4 protein-coding genes are annotated in these 19,950 nt (G+C 67.6%); all 4 read left to right on the forward strand.

Annotated elements, in window-relative coordinates:
- The first annotated feature begins 136 nt into the window (after positions 1-136).
- The 4 genes from WS96_RS24335 to WS96_RS24350 all read left to right on the forward strand — a co-directional run bounded on the left by WS96_RS24335 (position 137) and on the right by WS96_RS24350 (position 19,865).
- The gene (locus WS96_RS24335) at positions 137-2,359 is read left to right on the forward strand and encodes a tetratricopeptide repeat protein (RefSeq protein WP_059835988.1); all 2,223 of its coding nucleotides are present in this window, start codon (positions 137-139) and stop codon (positions 2,357-2,359) included.
- A gap of 42 nt (positions 2,360-2,401) precedes the next feature.
- Positions 2,402-4,645 (forward strand): tetratricopeptide repeat protein, encoded by a 2,244-nt coding sequence (locus tag WS96_RS24340; protein ID WP_059835990.1) that lies wholly within the window; start codon positions 2,402-2,404, stop codon positions 4,643-4,645.
- On the forward strand, positions 4,642-6,909 hold the full coding sequence (locus tag WS96_RS24345; protein WP_059835992.1) for a tetratricopeptide repeat protein: 2,268 nt from the start codon (positions 4,642-4,644) through the stop codon (positions 6,907-6,909). The genes WS96_RS24340 and WS96_RS24345 overlap by 4 nt, the downstream gene beginning before the upstream one ends.
- Before the next feature lie 185 nt (positions 6,910-7,094).
- Positions 7,095-19,865, forward strand: a complete 12,771-nt coding sequence (locus tag WS96_RS24350; protein ID WP_082720346.1) for a filamentous haemagglutinin family protein — start codon at positions 7,095-7,097, stop codon at positions 19,863-19,865.
- Positions 19,866-19,950: the final 85 nt, after the last annotated feature.

A 19,950-nucleotide genomic window follows, 5' to 3' on the forward strand; every position in this document is an offset into this window, starting at 1 on the left:
CCGGACAAAATGGTCCGTAACTTTCGTCATACGTCTGTTATTACCCGTCCGTTAGTCTCGTGACGAGCATGACCGCTGCAACCGGTTCCGTCGAACCGGGCCGGCGGCGGCATCGGCAAACGGGAAGGGGGCGAACGTGACGGTCGAGCACCGGCATGATGCACACGCGGGCGCGTCGGGACTCGATGCGCGCGGTCAACGGCAATCGGCGGCGATCCTGAGCCGCGCACAACACTCGCACAGCGCCGGACGGTTCGACGACGCGGCGAGCGACTATCTCGCCGTGCTCGAGAAGGAGCCCGACAACCCCCAGGCATTGCACCTGTACGGCGTGCTGCAGTTCCAGCGCGGCGCGGCCGACGCCGCCGAAGCGTTGCTGCGCCAGTCGATCGCGATCGCGCCCGGCACGCGCGTCCTGTCGGATCTCGGCGCGATCGCCGGCGAGCGCGGCCGCGTCGGCGAGGCGCTCGAGCATTTCGCGGCCGCGCTGCGCACGACGCCCGACGACGTGCAGACGCTCGTGCGCCGCGGCAATACGCTGCTCGGATTGCGACGCTACGACGACGCGCTCGCGTCGTTCGACCGTGCGCTCGCGGTGTCGCCGCTCGTCCTCGATGCGCTGTGCAATCGCGGCAGCGCGCTGCGTGCGCTGCGCCGCTTCGACGAGGCGCTCGATACCTACGACCGCGCACTGATGGTCGATCCGCGTTCGTTCGAATCGTGGTTCAACCGCGGTCTCGTGCTGCGCGAGCTGCAGCGGCCTGCCGATGCGCTGCAGTGCTTCGAGCGCGCAAACGCGATCCGGCCCGGCGTGACCGCGATCATGGCCGAGCGCGGCAGTACGTTGATCGATCTCGATCGACCGGGCGAGGCGCTCGACGCGTTCAACGAAGCGATCGCGGCCGATCCCGCGCGGATCGACGTGCTCTACAACAGCGCGGTCGCGCTCGAACGGCTCGGCCGAGCGGACGAGGCGCTGGCCCGCTGCGAGCGTGTGCTGGCGTTCGATCCGGACCATGTCCGCGCCCATGCGAGCCGCGGCAACGCGCTGCTGCAGCTCGAGCGCCACGACGACGCGCTGGCGGCCTATGCGCGCGCGCTGGCGCTCGATCCGCATTCGGTGGAGACGTTGTGCAACCGCGGCACCGCGTTGCGTTACCTGAAACGCTACGACGACGCGCTGGCCAGCTACGACGCCGCGCTCGCGCGCGACGCGGGCTTCGCCGAAGCCTGGACCAACCGCAGCAACGTATTGCAGGACCTGCATCGCTACGACGAAGCGATGGCGTCGCTCGACCGTGCGCTCGCGCTGCGTCCCGATCACGCGACGAACTGGCTCAACCGCGGCAACCTGTATTTCGAAACGGCGCGCCCGGACGACGCGCTCGCCGCGTACGACCGCGCGATCGCGCTGCGTCCCGACTACGCCGAAGCGCATTTCGCGCGCGCGTCGCTGTATCTGATCGAAGGCGATTTCGCGCGCGGCTGGCCCGAATACGAATGGCGGCTGCGCGACGCGCAACTGGCGCGGCACTACCGGCCGTTCACGCAGCCGGCATGGCAGGGCGACACGCCGCTCGACGGCCGGACGGTGCTGATTCATGCGGAACAAGGGTTCGGCGACACGCTGCATTTCTGCCGCTACGTGCCGCTGGTGGCCGCACGCGGTGCGCGGGTCGTGTTCGAGGTGCAGCCGCAGTTGCGCACGCTGATGGCGTCGCTGCCCGGAGCGGTCGACGTGATCGCGCGCGGCGAACCGCTGCCGGCGTTCGACTGCCAGGCGCCGCTGTTGAGCCTGCCGCACGCGTTCCGCACCGACGAAGCCACGATTCCGTATGACGGCGCCTATCTGCATGCCGACCCGCAGCGCACGCGCCAATGGGAGGCGCTGCTCGGCGAACGGCGCCGGCCGCGGATCGGGATCGCTTGGGCCGGCAATCCGGCGCATCGCAACGATCACAACCGGTCGATCGATTTCGCGCGGCTCGCGCCGCTGTTCGATCTCGACGTCGACTGGATCAGCCTGCAAAAACCCGTGCGCGAACACGACGCGGCGCTGCTCGCGCAGGCGCCGGTGCTGCGCGTCGACGACGAACTCGGCGACTTCGCGGACACGGCCGCGCTGATCGCCGCACTGGATCTCGTGATCGCGGTCGATTCCGCCGTCGCGCACCTGGCGGGTGCGCTGGGCCGTGCGGTGTGGGTGCTGCTGCCCGATCCGGCGGAGTGGCGCTGGTTGCGGACCCGCGGCGACAGCCCGTGGTATCCGTCCGCGCGGTTGTTCCGGCAGGCCGCGCCGGGCGACTGGACGAGCGCGATCGACGCGGTGCGTGCCGCGATCGCGCCGATGACACGCTAGACACGACACGCGACACGAACAGCGACAAGTGGGGGCCACACGATGACACCGAACGGGGAAGGGACGACACTCGCGAGCGCGCCGGTCGCGCCGGATCGCCGTCCGCCCGACGCCGCGCAACTCGACCGGCTGCTCTTGCGTGCGCGCAAGGCACACCACGACGGCGCGCTGCAGCACGCGGAACACGCGTATGAAGAATTGCTGACGCTCGATCCCGAGCATCCGGAGGCGCTGCACCTGCTCGGCGCGGTGCGCTTCCAGCAAGGGCGGCTCGCCGATGCCGAACCGCTGATGCGGCGCTCGATCGAGCGTCAGCCGGCGCCGCTCGCGCTCGCGAATTACGCGGCGGTGCTGACCGGGCTCGGGCGCGCGCACGACGCGCTCGCGCGGCTCGACGAAGCGCTCGCGATCAATCCGGTCCATCAGCGCGTGCTGTTTCAGCGTGCGGGCCTGCTCGCGCAACTCGCGCGGTACGACGACGCGTGTGCGGTCTACGATCGGCTGCTCGCGCTGACGCCCGGTTTTGCCGACGGCTATGTGAAGCGCAGCGACATGCTGCGCGCGCTCGGCCGCCACGACGACGCGCTCGCCGACTGCGATCGCTCGATCGCGCTGGCCGGGCGTTCGTTCGACGCGATGCGCGGGCGCGGGCTCGCGCTGCGCGAACTCGGCCGCTTCCGCGATGCGGTCGACAGCTACGGCCACGCACTCGCGCAGACGCCCGGCAGCGCCGAGGTGCTGTTCCTGCGCGGCGTCGCGTATCTCGATCTGCACGAGCCCGAACGCGCGCTCGCGGATTTCAACGCGGCGATCGCGGCGAGCCCGACCTTCGTCGATGCGATCTTCAACAGTTCGATCGCGCTCGAGCAACTCGGCCGGCACGACGAGGCGCTCGTGCGCTGCGACCGCGTGCTCGCGATCGATCCGCACCATGCGCGGGCGCTGGCGAACCGCGGCAATGCGGCCAGTCATCTGGAGCGCTATCGCGACGCGGTCGACAGCTATGCGCGCGCGCTCGACGTGGAACCGGGTAGCCCAGGCGTGCTGTGCAACTACGCGAGCGCGCTGATGCGCGTCGAGCGTCACGACGACGCGCGCGACATGTGCGACCGCGCGCTGGCGCTCGCAGAAAACTATGTGCCGGCGTGGTTCACGCGCGGCCGCGCGGCGCTCGAAACGCATCGCTACGCGGCCGCGCTCGACGATTTCGCGCGCGTGATCGACGCGACGCCGCGCGACAAGCTCGCGCACTTCCACAAGGGCAATGCGCTGCGCGCGCTGCGGCGTCACGACGACGCGCGGCACGCGTATGCGGATGCGATCGACATCGATCCCGACTACGTGCTCGCGCACTGCATGCGTGCGTTCCTGTGTTTGTCGATCGGCGATTTCGAAGCCGGCTGGGCCGAGTACGAATGGCGCTGGCGCGACACGCAGCTCGACGCGAGCCGGCGCACGTTCGCGCAGCCGCGCTGGACGCACGGGATGCCGCTCGACGGCAAGACGATCCTGCTGTACCCGGAACAGGGGCTCGGCGACACGCTGCAGTTCTGCCGCTACGTCCCGCTCGTGAAGGCGCTCGGCGCGCGCGTCGTGCTCGAAGCGCCGGTCGAGCTGAAGACGCTGTTCGCGACGCTCGACGGCGTCGACACGCTCGTCGCGCGCGGCGAGCCGCTGCCGCCGTTCGACCTGCATTGCCCGTTGTTGAGCCTGCCGCTCGAATTTCGCACGGACCTCGCGTCGATTCCGGCCGGCATACCGTATCTGGCCGCCGACCCCGTGCGTGTCGCGCAGTGGCGCGAACGGCTCGGCGCAGCGACGCGGCCGCGCATCGGCGTCGTGTGGTCCGGCAACCCGCTGCATCTGAACGACCGCAATCGCTCGATGACGCTCGCGGATCTGCTGCCGCTGTTCGACGACCGTTACGAGTGGATCAGCCTGCAGAAGGTGGTCCGCGACGACGATCGGCCGGTGCTCGACGCGAGCGCGGTGCGCTTCGTCGGCGACGCACTCCAGGACTTCGCCGATACGGCGGCGCTGACCGCGCTGATGGACGGCATCGTCAGCGTCGATACGTCCGTCGCGCACCTTGCCGGCGCACTCGGCCGGCCGCTCGCGCTGATGATTCCGCATACGCCCGATTTCCGCTGGCTGCTCGATCGCGACGACAGTCCGTGGTATCCGTCGGCGCGGCTGTTCCGCCAGCCCGAGGGCGGGCAGTGGGCGCCCGTCGTCGAGCGGATCGCGGCCGAATTGCCGGCGCTCGTCGGCGCAGGCGCGCGATGAGTGCGCATCGCGACGCCGCGCCGGTGGCGGGCGCCGTGCTCGGCGCCGCCGCGGCGCCGCTGCATGCGGTGCTCGCCGACGCGCTGCGCAATGCGCGCACGCGTCTCGAACAGCGCGACTTCGCGGGGGCCGGGCGGCTCTACGAAGGCGTGCTGACGATGGCGCCGGATCACGTCGAGGCGCTGCACCTGCTCGGCCTCGTGCATCTGCAGCTCGGCGATCCCGCGCGGGCGGAGCCGCTGATCGCGCGCTCGATGAAGTTCGGATTGAACCAGCCGTGGAACCTGGCGAACCACGCGGCGGCGCTGACCGGTGTCGGCCGTCATCGCGACGCACTCACACTCGCCGATCGCGCGCTCGCGACCGATCCGGACCATGCACCGTCGCATGCGGCACGCGGCGATGCGCTACTCGGGCTCGGGCAATACGACGCGGCGCTCGCGGCCTACGATCGTGCGCTCGTGCGCGAACCGGCGCACGCAACCGCGTGGCGCAAGCGCGGCGAGACGCTGCGGCGGCTCGAACGGCCTGCCGATGCGCTGATCAGCATCGAGCGCGCATTGCGGATCGACCCGAACGATGCGACCGCGAACATCGAGCGCGGGCATGCGTTGCGCGCGCTCGGCCATCGCGAGCAGGCGCTGCACAGCTACCAGCTCGCGATGGTCGTGCGCGGCAAGACACCCGAGCTCGTCTACGCATGCGGCGTCGTGATGACCGAACTCGGCCGCCCGGCCGACGCGCTCGCGTGTCTCGACGAAGGGCTCGCGCGGCAGCCGAAGGACGAGCAGTTGCTGTACGCGAGTTGCGTCGCGCTGGATCTGCTGCACGCCCGCGACGAATTGCTGAAGCGCTGCGACCGACTGCTCGCGCTGAATCGCGGCCACGTCGCGGCGTGGGTCGGGCGCGGCAATGCGCTGCTCGGTCTCGAGCGTCATGCGCAAGCCGCCGAAGCCTACGCGCAAGCGCTGGCGCGCGATCCCGACCATATCGACGCGCGCCGCAACCGCGCGGCCGCGCTGCGTGCGCTCGGCCGGTTCGACGACGCGCTCGCCGATTACGACGCGGCGCTGGCGCTGACGGGCCCGCATGCGGAGCTGCATTACAACCGCGCGCTCGCGCTGCAGCAGCTCGGCCGCTACGACGATGCGCTCGCGAGCCATGCGGCGGCGGCCGGCGCGCCCGCGGACACGGCGCAGGCTTTGTTCACGCGTGCGTTGGCGCGCCAGCACATCGGCGACGACGACGCGGCGCTGACCGACTATGCGCACGCATGCCGACGCGATCCTAATCATGGGGCCGCTCGTCGCTCGCTGGCGTTCTGCCGGCTGCTCACGGGCGATTTCGACGCAGGCTGGCGGCAGCACGAGGCGCGCTGGGAGGCGGCCGACGTGATGCTGCACCGGCGTCATGCCGACCGGCCGCTGTGGACCGGCGACGAACCGCTCGCGGGCCGCACGCTGCTGCTGCATGCCGAGCAAGGGTACGGCGACACGCTGCAGTTCTGCCGCTACGCAAGCCTCGCACATGACCTTGGCGCGACCGTGATCGTCGAGGCGCCTGCTGCGCTCGGCGAACTGCTCGGCACGCTGCGCGGCGTGAGCCGGGTCGTCACCGAAGGGCAGCCGATGCCGGCGTTCGACCTGCAGTGTCCGCTGATGAGCCTGCCGTACGCGTTCCGCACGACGCTCGATACGGTGCCGGCCGACGTGCCGTACCTGCGCGCCGATGCGCGACGGCGCGCTGCGTGGGTGCAGCGGCTCGATGCACTTGCGCCGTCGGACCGATTGCGGGTCGGGCTCGCGTGGTCCGGCAATCCGCGCCATGCGAACGACGAGAATCGCTCGATACCGTTCCCCGCGCTCGCGCCGCTCGTCGGGTGCGATGCGCTCGACGTGACGTTCGTGAGCCTGCAGCCGCAGGTGCGGGCTCGGGATGCCGATGCGTTCGCCTCAAGCGGCGTGCTCACGTTCGCGGACGCGCTCACGGATTTCGCCGAAACGGCGGCGCTGGTCGACACGCTGGATCTGGTGATCAGCGTCGACACGTCGGTCGCGCATCTGGCCGGCGCGCTCGGGCGGCCCGTCTGGGTGCTGCTGCCGCGCGTGCCGGACTGGCGCTGGCTGCTCGAACGCGACGACTGCCCGTGGTATCCGTCCGCGAGGTTGTTCCGGCAGGCGCGGCCCGGCGACTGGCCGGCGGTGGTCGAGCGGGTGGCTGCCGCGCTCGGCGAGGCGGCTCGCACGCGCGCCCAACCGGCGTGACCGGCCTTCCATGACAAAAGCTACGGACCTTTTCACGGCGGCCGGAATGGTCCGTAACAGTCGCCATGTCGCTGCCATTCGCGCTTCGTATGGTCTTCGGATTCCAGCGGCCTGTTTCAGGCGCAACGACAGGTGCGGCGCCCGACCGGCGCCGCATGCAAATTCCTAGCATCGGGGTGGAAAGAATGGCAGCACGCGCACGTACGGAACGGCAACCTCGCGCAACGGCCTCGCGGTCGGTCCTGAAATCGGAACTGAGCCCGCTGTACCGGGCGGTCGTGCTGATGCTCGCGGCGGGCGTGTCGGCGCATGCGCACGGGGCGGGCATCATGAACCTCGGGCAGGCAACCGCGCGCGTGGCGGGCGGCGGCGCAGGCGGTGCCAGTGGCATGCCGGGCGTGCCCAATCTCGGCGTGTCGCCGCAGCAGGCGCTGCAGGCGAGCCAGCCGTCGATCCGCAACCTCGGTTATGCGGCGCACGCGATCGCCGCGCAGATCGCCGCGCAGCAGAATGCGGCGGCCGCGGCGGCGAAGCTGCCGTCGACCGTGCCGAACGGGCTGGCGCCGGGCGGGCTGCAGGTGGCGGCGGGCGCGTCGGGCGATACGAACAATCCGGTGCTGTGGTTCAACGCGAACGCGCCGACGCAGAGTACCGACGCGAACGGCCACGTGAACGTGGACGTGAAGCAGACCGGGCAGAACGCGGTGCTGACGTGGGAGACGATGAACGTCGGGCGGCAGACGACGCTGAATTTCGACCAGTCGGGCGGCACGCAGACGAATGGGGCGAACAACTGGGCGGTGTTGAACCGGGTCAACGATCCGAGCGGGCGGCCGAGCCAGATTCTGGGGAACATCACCGCGCAGGGGGCGGTGTACGTGATCAACCGGAACGGGGTGCTGTTCGGCGCCGGGTCGCAGGTGAACGTGCATTCGCTGGTGGCGTCGTCGCTCGATGTGTTGAACATGAACAATTACAACCAGGCCATGCAGAACAGGGTGCCGGTTGTGACGGACAGCAGTCTTGCGCAGGACGCCGCGGGGATCGTCGCGAGCAACAAGCAGTTCCTGAGTTTGCCGGCCGGGACGACGGGCGGGCTCGCGTATGCGGAGTCGGGCAGTTCGGCCGGGGTGAACGGCAACAGCGCGGTGCCGAACGAAGTGCTCGGGCTGGGCAACCAGGTCAACCTCACGTCGGCCAGCCAGTATCAGCCGTGGGGCGACGTCACCATCGAGCAGGGCGCCTCGATTACCACGCACGCGAACGGCAATGTGAGCGATGGCGGTTTCGTGATGATCGCGGCGCCGAACGTGACGAACGCGGGGCATATCAAGGCGACGGACGGCCAGGTGGTGCTCGCGGCCGGTGTGGGGGTGAGCCTGCGGCCCGCCGGCGGCCCGCAGATCAATCCGCAGGTGCTGCTGCCGGAGCTCAGCGGAAAGATCGCGCTGCTCGGCCCGAACGGCCAGACGACCGACATCACGCCGGCCGGCACGCTGACCAATACCGGCATCGTCGAAGCCGCGCGCGGCAACGTGAACCTGCTCGGCAGCCGCGTCGCGCAGAACGGCGTGGTGGGCGTGACGACGAGCGTCAACTCGCCGGGCACGATCACGATTTCCACGGTCGACGAATACCAGTCCAACAATCCGACCGGTGCCGGGTATCTCGGGCAGGGGATCGTGACGACGAGCCAGCAAAGCACCGGCAGCACCACGAATCGCGCCGGCCTGCTGAGCTTCGGTCCCGATTCGGTGACGGCCGTGATGCCGGACGGCAACGGCCAGACGACGCCGTCGACACCCGGCGCGACCTTCACGCCGGGCAGCATCGGGATGACGGCCGGCTCGGTGTGGTTCCAGGGCGGCTCGCTGATCGAGGCGCCCGGTTCGAAGGTATCGGTCGGGGCACTGGCGCCGTCGGCATCGGGCGCCCAGGCGCCGGCCGGTCAAACCGCCGTGCCGGGCCGGATCTATGTCGACAGCGGCGCGACGATCGACGTGTCGGGGCTCGCGAACGTCGAGGTGCCGATCGCGCAGACGCTCGTAACGGTCGATCGCATCGGCCAGAACGAACTCGCCGATTCGCCGCTGCTGCGCAACGGGTTTCTGTTCGGGTACAAGAATCTCGTGTTCGACAGCACGCTGACGGGCACGCGCAGCGACGGCGTGTCCTGGGTCGGCAGCCCGATCCTGAACCTGTCGGGCTATGTGAACCTGATTCCGCGTACCGTCGACCAGTTACTGACCAATGGCGGCTCGATCACGTTGTCGGGCAACGAGGTAATGACCGCGACCGGTTCGTCGATGAACCTGAACGGCGGCTACGTGCACGTCGACGGCGGAATCGTCAACACGACGCGGCTGGTCGACGCCAACGGCGCAATCGTGCCGATCGACAAGGCGAGCCCGTACGACACGTACGTCGGCGTCGCGGGCCAGTTCACTGAGTCGCACCCGCGCTGGGGCGTGACGAAGTCCTGGTACAACCCGCTGCAGACGGCGGGCATGTATCAGGGCGACTACATCGTCGGCGGCAACGCGGGCACGCTCGATATCTACGGGCTGCAGTCCACGGTGCTCGACGGCGACATCAGCGCGCAGGCGTTCGGCGGCGCGAAGCAGATGCAGGGCAACAGCCTGCCGAGCGGCGGGACGTTCAACCTCGGCGCCGATCCGAAACTCGACGGCGCCGCGCTGGTGCACCTGACGTCGAACAACAACGAGGTTGCGTCGGGCACCGCGGGCCTGGTCGTGCTGCAGGACAAGGCGCCGCAACTCGCCGACATCGTGCCGGGTTTCTCGATCGACACGCCGCTCGACCAGACGGCGCTGCAGGCGTTGCCCGCGACGGATCCGCGCAATGTGCTCACGACCACCGTGGTGCCGGTCGCGACGTTGAACAACGGCGGCTTCGCGAACCTGAACGTGACCGAGGACAAGGCGGGCGGCAAGGGTGTCGTGGTGCCGCAAGGCACGCAACTGAACTTGCAGCCAGGCGGCTCCATCACGATCAACAGCCCGGTGGCCGGTACCGACGTCAACGTGGCCGGCCGCCTGTCCGTGCCGTCCGGGGTGATTTCGATCACGAGCGGCGGCAACGTGATCGTCGGCCCGCAGGGTGTGATCAGTGCCGCGGGGCAGTGGGTGAACAACGACGTGCAGGCGGCACCGGGTACGACGCCCGGCAACAGCCAGTTCATCAACGGCGGCAGCATCACGCTCTCCGCGTTGCTCGGATCGAACGTCATCGGCGGCGCGCTGGTCGGCGACACCACGGGTTCGGTGCTGCTGCAGCCAGGTAGCGTACTGGACGTATCGGGCGGCGGCGAAATGCTGTCCAACGGCCAACTGCTGATGCAGAACGGCGTGCCCGCCGGGCGCGGCGGAAACGTGACGTTGCAGACGTATTCCGCGACACCGACGAAACAGTTTGTCGGGGCGGACGGCGCGCCGACCCTGCCCACCGCACAACCGACGGCCGGCACGGTCGCTCTGGACGGCACGATCCTGAGCGAAGGGTTTTCGGGCGGCGGCACGCTGACGCTGCAGGCGCTCGGATTCCGGATCGGCGGCGCCGAAGCCGCCGCGTCGCCATGGGACGTCTATCTTCCGGAAAGCTTCTTTGCACGGCAGGGTTTCGGCAAGTATGTGCTGAATGCGTACTACGACACGACGGTTGCGCCCGGCGCGTCGGTTGTCGTCACGCAATTGAATCGCATTCCGGACATGGTCGCGCTTCAGCAGGCGGCCACGGGGGCGAACCTGGCGGCAGGCAGCCTGACCACGATCGGCCAGCTCGATGCCTATCACCGGCAGGCAACGGATCTCGTTTTGACGGCCGGCAACGATACGTCGTGGCGGCAGGGCCAGCGTCCTACCACACCGTCGTATCCGGGCGTCACCGGTGCGGTCACGCTGTCGGAAGGCGCATCGATCCACGCGGATGCCGGTGCGAGCATCGGCCTCGGGTCGCCGGCGCAAGTCACGGTACTCGGCTCCATCGTCGTGCCGGGCGGGTCGATCACGCTGAGCGCGGACGGGAGCGGTACGAATGCGCAGGCCGGGCAGCTCAGCACCGGTTTCATGAGCGCGAGCCAGTCGGTCTGGCTCGGCGCGGAGGCTTCGCTCGACGTATCGGGCACGGCATTGGCCAATCCGCTTGCGGCGCCGGTCAAGATCGGCGCGACGACGGTCGTGCCGAACACGGGCAAGGTGCTGGCGGGCGGCTCCGTCACGATGTCGAGCGATACGGGTTACGTGGTGGCGCAGTCGGGCTCGAAGATCGACGTGTCGGGCACATCGGCGACATTCGACCAACTGCAGCCCAATGGCACATACGCGTCGCAGCCGGCGTGGAGCGACGCCGGCTCGATCACGCTGTCGGCGGCGAACGGCCTGTTCGCGGATGCGACGCTGGCCGGGCGTCCGGGTGCCGCGCAAGCGCGGGGCGGCACGCTGACGATCCTGCCGAGCCAGGCGAACCCGCGAAGTAACGGTTCGACCGCTACCGCGCTCGTCGTGCGGCAAGACGGGACATTCGTGCCCGCGGGCCTGATGCCCGGGCAGAGTTTCTCGTCGGCGATCGACTCGACCACCGGCTTGCCGATCGGGCAGTCGAGCGGCGTCATTCAGTTCGCGGCCGATCGGCTCGACGGATCCGGCATCGCGAATCTGGTATTGGGCAGCGGTACGCCGCCCAACGGTGCGCAGGCAACGCCGATCCTGTTTGCCGGCAACGTCACGCTGTCGTTGCCGGAATCCGTGACATTGAACACGGAGCGCGTCGCCGCCATCGGCATGGGGCAACTGTCGTCGCTGTTGTCGACGCCCGCGCGCAAGGCCGACGGGACGCTCTCGGCCGCCGTCGACGGCTTGCTCGCGCAACCGCAGCCGTCGTTGGGCACGACCGTCGAGATCGATGCGCCGTACTTCGCGTTGTCGGGGCCGCGCATCCAGTTACAGTCGCCCCAGTTCAAGCCGGTCGCGGCCCTGTCCGATGCGACGCTGAACGTGAACGCGTCGTTCATCGATCTGAAGAACCAGGTTCAGCTCAACAATTTCGCTCATGCGAACTTCACGAGCAGCGGCGATATACGCCTGAGCTCGGCGAACGCGGGCCAGTCCCAGGCGGCCTCCGGGGCGGGGATGCTTTATACGCCGGGCAACCTGACGTTCAAGGCGGCGGACTTGTATCCGGCGACCGGCAGCACCTTCATTATCGACGCGGTCGGCCCGACCGATTCGGCTACCGGCCAACCGGCGCCGACGACGGTTACCTTCGCGTCGAACGGCGTATCGGACACGCCGTTGTCGGCGGGCAGTGCGCTACTCGTGGACGCGACGAACATCGTGCAGGGCGGCACGGTGCGCGCGCCGTCCGGCACGATCGTATTCGGCGTGGGCGATCCGTCGAATGCGGCGACGCAGGCCCAGTTTGGCGGGTTGCCGCTGGTCGCGACGGATTCGGTGAAATTGGCGAGCGGAAGCGTGACGTCGGTCTCGAACGGCGGCTTGGTGATTCCGTACGGCACGACGATCGACGGGGTCGAGTGGCAGTTCAATCCGCTTGCCGGCAACGCGACGCCCGACCTGAGCGCGCCACCCGCGAAATACGTGGGCGTGAATGGCAGCAATGTCGCGCTCGACAAGGGCGCGACGATCGACCTGTCCGGCGGCGGCGACCTGCAGGCCGCCGAATGGGTGCCGGGCACCGGCGGCACGCGCGACGTGCTGTCGCAATACAACGTGAGCTATGCGAGCGGCAAGGGCGGCACGGCCGTGCCGGTCAATGTCGGCGCCGGCAACGTTTATGCGATCGTGCCGGGCAAGCAGTCACCGGTCGCGGCGTATGACCCGATCCTCGCGCAGACGGTACAGCCTTCCTCCAATGAAAACGGCACGGCAACGACCGCGACGGCGACGATGGGCGTCGGGCAGGCGAGCCTGAGCGACCCGGTCGGCAAGGCCGTGTATCTGTCGGGCGTGCCGGGGCTGGCACCCGGCTACTACACGCTGCTGCCGGGCAAGTACGCGACGTTGCCGGGCGCGTATCGCGTCACGGTGTCGAACACGGCCGGCAATCTCGTGCCGGGCGCGAGCCAGGTGCTGCAGGACGGCACCGTCGTGACGGCCGGCTATTTCGCCGACGCGTTGACGGGCAGCCGAAGCGCGACGCCGACGCTGTTCAACGTGCAGTCGAACAGCGTGTGGCAGCAGTACTCGCAATACACGCTGACGGGCGCGAACGCCTATTTCACGAAACTCGCCGCGACGAAGGGCAACGTGACGCCGCCGCTGCCGGTGGACGGCGGTCAGCTGGTGCTGGCGGCGACGAAGGCGCTGACGCTCGGCGCGACGCTGAATGCGGCCGCCGGCGCGGGCGGCGCGCCGGCCCAGGTCGACCTCGCGTCGCAGGAGATCCAGATCACCGGTAACGGCAGCGCGGCGCTGCCCGGCTATCTGCAGATCGGCAGCGACGCGCTCGATTCGCTGAACGCGGGCAGCCTGCTGATCGGTGGCACGCGCGCGGCGACGACGAGCGGCGTCACGATCACGCCGATCGCGAACAGCGTCGTCGTGTCCAACGACGGCAACACGGCGCTGAAGGGCCCCGAGATCCTGCTCGTCACGAAGACCGACGGCAGCGGCACCGATCCCAATGCAGCAACCGGGTTGCGCGTCGATGCCGGTGCGTCGATCGCCGCGCAGGGTGATTATCCGGCCGCCAAGGATCAACCGATCGCGATCGTTGGCGACGGCGCATTGCTGCGCGTGTCGAACGGCGCGATGGCGCCGCTGTCGCGCACCGGTGGCACGGGCAAGGGTCTGATGTCGGTCGGCGCAGGCGCGACGCTCGCAGGCGGACAGGCGCTGCTGCTCGATTCGTCCGGCGATCTGAAGGTCGATCCGTCCGCCGTGCTGTCGGCCAAGGCGATCACCGCGGACGGTTCCGCGATTACGTTCACCAACGCGAGCGGCGCGTCGGCGGCGAGCCTGCCGGGCTTCGTCGTCGATCCGGCCGGCCTCGCACAGTTCGCGAACGCGCAGCAGGTGACGCTGCGCAGCTACGGCGCGATCGGTTTCGTCGGCGACGTGAACGCGACGTTCGGCAACAGCGTCGATCTGAGTGCGGGCACGTTCACGAGCGATGGCGGCCACGTCACGCTGAATGCGCAGCAGGTCGCGTTCACGAACGAGATGGGCGCCGCGCCCGGCACGACGACGGCCGGAAACGGCACGCTGGCGGTCAACGCGAAAGAGATCGACTTCGGCACGGGCACGAAGGCGATTAGCGGCTTCGGCTCGGCGGTGATGAGCGCGACGGGCGGCATCGTCGGGCAGGGCACGGGCACGTTCGATTTCGGCGCATTGCCGGTGACGCTCAATGCACCGGTCTACCTTGCCGATACGAGCTCGGCCGCCACCGTGAAAACCACGGGCGCACTGACGCTGAACGGGGCGTCGGGCACGGCATTGAAGCGCGATGCGGTCGGCGGCGCATGGACCCTCATCGGCGGTACCGTCGTCGACAACGGTGCGACGATCAGCGCGCCGGCCGGCAACGTGACGCTCGAAGCGACGACCGGCAGCCTGACGATCGGCGGCGGATCGACGGTCAGTTCGGCAGGTGTGTCGAAGCAGTTCTTCGACGTGACGCGCTACGCGCCGGCCGGTTCGATTGCGCTGACGGCCGATGCCGGTACCGTCGACGTACAGGCCGGCTCGACGCTCGATTTCTCCGGGGCCACTGGCGGTGGCGCGGCTGGCAGCCTTTCGCTGTCGGCGCCGCAACAGGTCGTGAACCTGAACGGCGCGATCAAGGGCGGCGCGGCGAGCGGCTATGCGGGCGGGTCGTTCTCGCTCAATACGGGCGGCGCGGCCGATCTCGATGCGCTGTCGAAGACGCTTGCATCGAGCGGCGTGAACCAGGCGATCACCGTCCACACGAAGACGGGCAACCTGACGCTGTCGCAGGGCAACACGCTGACCGCGCACTCGGTGCTGCTGACGGCCGACGGCGGTTCGGGAAGCTCGGCCGATACGGCGAACGGCAACGTGAACGTGCTTGGGACGATCGACGCGTCCGGCAAGGCAGGCGGCGAGATCGACCTGTACGGCCGCAACGGTGTGGACATCGAAGGTTCGCTGCTGGCGCGCGGCTCCGATCCGAACCAGCGCGGCGGCAAGGTGAATATCGGTACGACCGCAATGTTCGATCCGACGATCGTCGATGCAAACGGCAACTCGGTCGCGTACAACGCAACCTATGGTTACGAGAACATCCTGCGTGCGAACGCGGGCGCGATCACGCTCGGCGCGAACGCGCTGATCGACGTGTCGGGCGGGACGGCCGGCGGGTTGTCCGGCGGCACGGTGAATTTCCGCGCGCCGCTATTGGCCGACAACGGCGTGAAGCTCAACCTGCCGGATACGTTCAACGACGGCAAGGGCATCGTCGGCTCGCGCGCGACGACGCTCGAGGCGTATGCGGTGTGGAGCACGACGGACGCGACGACGGGCGCGCAGCACTTCGACGGCGTCATCGACCCGGCGGGTTGGTATGACAAGAGCGGGCATCTGCTGGCCGGCACGTTTACCGCGCAGGGCACGTCCGGCACGCCGGCGACGTTCGCGTTCGTACCGGACGGTTCGGGTGGCGGCACGCTGACGAACCAGGCGACGGGCGTATCGTCGACCGTCACGCAGGTTCAGCTTCAAGGCGGCGATAAAGACATTGGTTTCGGCGGGCTGAACAACATGTATTTCGCGCCCGCGAGCGGCGGTGCGAACACGGATCACCAGACCTTCTACGGATATCAGAACGGCGATACGTCGACCGCGGCGCCGGGCACGCTGATGGGGTTCGTACAACACGGGCTCGATACGCTGGTCGATCCGTTTGCCGGCAGGAACATCGCGAATACGCGCATCGTGCCGGGGATCGAGCTCGATAACCCGAGCCCGGCGATCAACGGCGGCGATATTCAGGTGCTGACGAACTGGAACCTGGGGGCGGGTACATCGCCGACGAATCTCGCGTTCCGGTTCGACGGGCAGGCGCCGGTCGTGACGCTGCGTGCCGAGAACAACGTGAAGGTGAAGGCGAGTCTGTCGGACGGATTCTTCCAGATCGCGAACCCGTTGGGTGGCGGGGGGACGATTCCGGTGCCGCCGTTGTCGACGCTGGCCGCGGCACAGGCAATTTTTGACGCGCCGTCGGGACATTACGCGTATATGGGGTACGGAATTTCGTATTACGCGAGCAGCGGCCTGGTGTCCGGCCCTGGCCAGGCGGTCGGCGGTACGCCGGATGAGATTGCCGAGTACTACGCGCTCTATTCAGCCTATGCCAATTTCTTGGGAGCGACCGCACCAGGTCTTTCGTCGGCGTTGCAACGGCCGATGGACGACAACACTCTCCAGGTCATCAACGTACTTTACATTCAGAATCGCACAGGGATGCTACCTGGGCAGCCCGTTGCACCGACAGTGCCGACCGCAACCGAGCAGGCATCGAATCCAGGTTCCTATCTGATCTATCTGAATCAGTACCAGAAGTATCTGTCCGATTCCGTCCAGTACGCCGTCCAGCGCATCAATCAATGGCCGCTATTGGTTCTTCCCGTGGCTCCCGTCGTTCAGCCTGTTTCGGTGATCGCGACCCCGACGATCAGCTTGCCTGCCGTGGCGGACAATTCGCCAGCTCCGACGTCCGTCGCGACGAATCCGATTCCGTTGGCGTCGGCTTCGCTGACGGGGGGATCGAGCAGTTCGTTCCGTGTGGTGGCTGGGGCCGATCTGAACAGCACGAATCCGCTGGCGCTCCAGGCGCCGGCGACGGGCGGGAGATCGAACGGCAAGAGCGTGACCTTCGACGGACATACTGCGTTCGTGGACGGGAACGGTCAGGCAATTCTGGCGCCGACGATGATACGCACCGGTACCGGTTCGATCGATATCGCGGCTGGCAATGACATCGCGCTATTCGACAGCAGTTCGATCCAGCCGAACAGCCCCGACATAACCGTTCCCGGCGTGATTTACACCGGCGGCGCACCTGCGGCGGGGGCGCCGGCCGGCACGAGCCTTTCCATCATTCATGGCCTGAACAACAATCCGGATATTCTGGTCACGCCGGCCGTCAATCCGGACTCGGCCGGCGATATCACGATTCATGCGCAGGGCGATATCGAGGGCGCGGAGTATCTGACCGACGTGAATGGGACGGTAACCGGGCGGCAAGGCGCCAACATCAGCCCATTCTGGTGGCAATGGATGCAGATCGGTAATCCGACCGGGATGGTCGGGGCGACCAATCCCGTATCGCAGACCGTTCAGACGTCGATCAACTTCGGCGCATTCGATCAAGGCGTGTTGAGCGCGGGTGGCAACGTGTCCGTGTCGGCTGGCGGGAATATTTCCGACCTCTCGGTGTCGCTGCCGACCACGTGGTATTTGACCGGTACCAATACAGACAATCCCACGGTCAATACGGTCGGGGGCGGCAACCTGTCGGTGCGAGCCGCAGGGGACATTCTGAGCGGCGGCTATTTCGTCGCGAAGGGAACAGGAACGATCACGGCGGGCGGGAAGATCGGGTCGGATATTGCGGTGCCTTCGTCATTCGACGGCCAGCCTCCCGGAACAATGGATACGCTGTTGGCGACACAGGATGGCGTACTCGACGTAAGCGCGCGACAAGGCGTCAGCATCGGGCGTGTGTTTGATCCGTCGTATGTGCAGAGCATCGCGCTGTTGACTGCGTACAAGCAGCAGGCCGACATGAAGGGCTATTCGTCGACGTCCGCCGTCAATATCGTGTCGACGACCGGGGACGTCGCGATTGGCACGCTCTCGAACATTAGCCTGATCGGCGGTGGAGCGAACTATTCAAATGTGCCGGGGCTGAACGACTTGTCGTCCGTGCTGCCGGCGTCGATGAGCCTGACTGCGCTTTCCGGCGGCATCACGGTGGCGGCGAGCGGGATGCTCTATCCGTCGGCGTTTGGCGACCTGAGTCTGATCGCCGACCAGTCGGTCAATCTGTCGGGTATCAACGGAATGGGGCCTAGCGGGTTTCCTGAGTTCGGCATGCTCGATGTCGACCCGGCAGCGATGCCGTCACCGGTGAAGCCGAATGTTGCCATCGCGAGGCCGACGGTTCCATCGGCGGCGGCTCATGATCCGGTTGCCCTGCATGGCGACGATACGGTACCGGCGCGAATCTACAGTTTGAACGGCGATATTGTCGATGGTGTCCTGCAGGCGACCGGCGTTAACGCCGATTCCTACAGCAATCCGGTGCCCGTCGCGATAGACAAGCCCGCTTTGGTTCAGGCAGGGCGTGACATCGTAAACCTGTCGTTTTTCGGGCAAAACCTGCGCAAGTCGGATGTGACGCGGATCGTCGCAGGGCGAGACATCTACGATACGCCGCTCGGTGGATCGGTCATGCCAGCGCTCGTGCTCGGTGGCCCCGGTACGTTCGATGTCGAAGCCGGCAGAAACATCGGCCCGCTGACGAGTCAGGCGCAAGCTTATGCGGCGCTGGGTGACGGAAGTTACCCCCGTGAGGGGATTCCGACGGGGATTGACGCAATCGGGAATGCAAACAACCCGTATTTGCCCCATGAAAGTGCGAGCATCAATGTGCTGTTCGGTGTTGGGCCGGGCATCGACACCGCCTCGTTCGTCTCCACGTACGTCGATCCGGCGAAGTCCGTGCCGGGTGTTTCCAGCGCGACGCCCGCGCTCGTTACGTTCATGGAGCAATACGAGGCGGGACTCTCGGTCGACACGGGGCTGGTCAACGATCAGCCAGCTATCAAGCCGTTGAGCGCGGACGAGGCCTGGTTGAAATTCAAGGCGCTGCCGCAGTATGTCCAGCAGCTCTTTGCCGAGCAGGTGCTGTTCAAGGTCCTGACCAGCGTCGGCGAGGATTACAACAATCCCACCAGTCCGTACTATCAGAAATACGCGCGCGGCTACGAGGCGCTCAATACGATGTTTCCCGCTTCGCTGGGCTACACGGCCAACAATCTCGGCGGCGGCAGCAACGGTGCGAACAAGTTGATCGATACGGGCGACCTGGACATTCGCAGCACGACCATCCAGACGCAGCAGGGCGGTAACGTATCGATCCTTGGCCCGGGCGGGCAGGCGCTGATCGGGAGTACGTCCGCACCGCCTCAGATCGTCAGCAATGGTACCGGCAAGACGATTGCCGGGCCCGGAACAATGGGTGTCCTCACGCTCGAGAAGGGTGACATCAACATCTTTACGGACCGCAGCGTGCTGCTCGCCCAGAGCCGGATCTTCACCGAGCAGGGTGGCGATATGACGATCTGGAGTTCGAACGGCGATATCAACGCGGGCAAGGGTGCGAAGTCGTCGGCCGACACGCCGGCGCCGCAATACGTATGCGACGCGAACCACTATTGCACGGTCGATGCGCGCGGGCAGGTCACGGGCGCGGGCATTGCCACGTTGCAAAGCGTGCCGGGCGTGCCGATCGGTACGATCAACCTGATTGCGCCGCGCGGTACGGTCGATGCGGGCGATGCGGGGATTCGCGCGGGCAACCTGAACGTCGCTGCATTGCGCGTGGTGAATGCCGACAACATTCAAGTGACCGGCAAGGCAACCGGCATTCCGCTCGTGCAGGCGGTGAATACCGGTGCGTTGACGGCCGCGAGTGCGGCCGCATCGGCTGCCACGCAGGTGGCGCAGGATATCGCGAAGAACAACGCGTCCGGAGGCGCGGTGCGGCGCTGGACGATCTCGGTGCAGGTCGAAGGGTTCGGCGATGCTGGCGGAGACGGCGCGAAGAAGCACAAGCAGCAGGTTGGCTACGATTCGTCGAACGCGGTGTCGATTCTTGGCTTCGGTCAACCCGGAGCTACGCAACGAGCCACGTTGACATCGGAGGAGCGTAACAGGTTGGGCAAGATCTGATCGACGCGAAGCGTAGGGTGACGCGGGCTGCCGGTAGTATCGGCACCCGCGTTTTTGTATGCGGGCGTCGCATGGATCGTTCGAT

Source organism: Burkholderia sp. MSMB1835 (assembly GCF_001526365.1).
GTDB lineage: Bacteria > Pseudomonadota > Gammaproteobacteria > Burkholderiales > Burkholderiaceae > Burkholderia.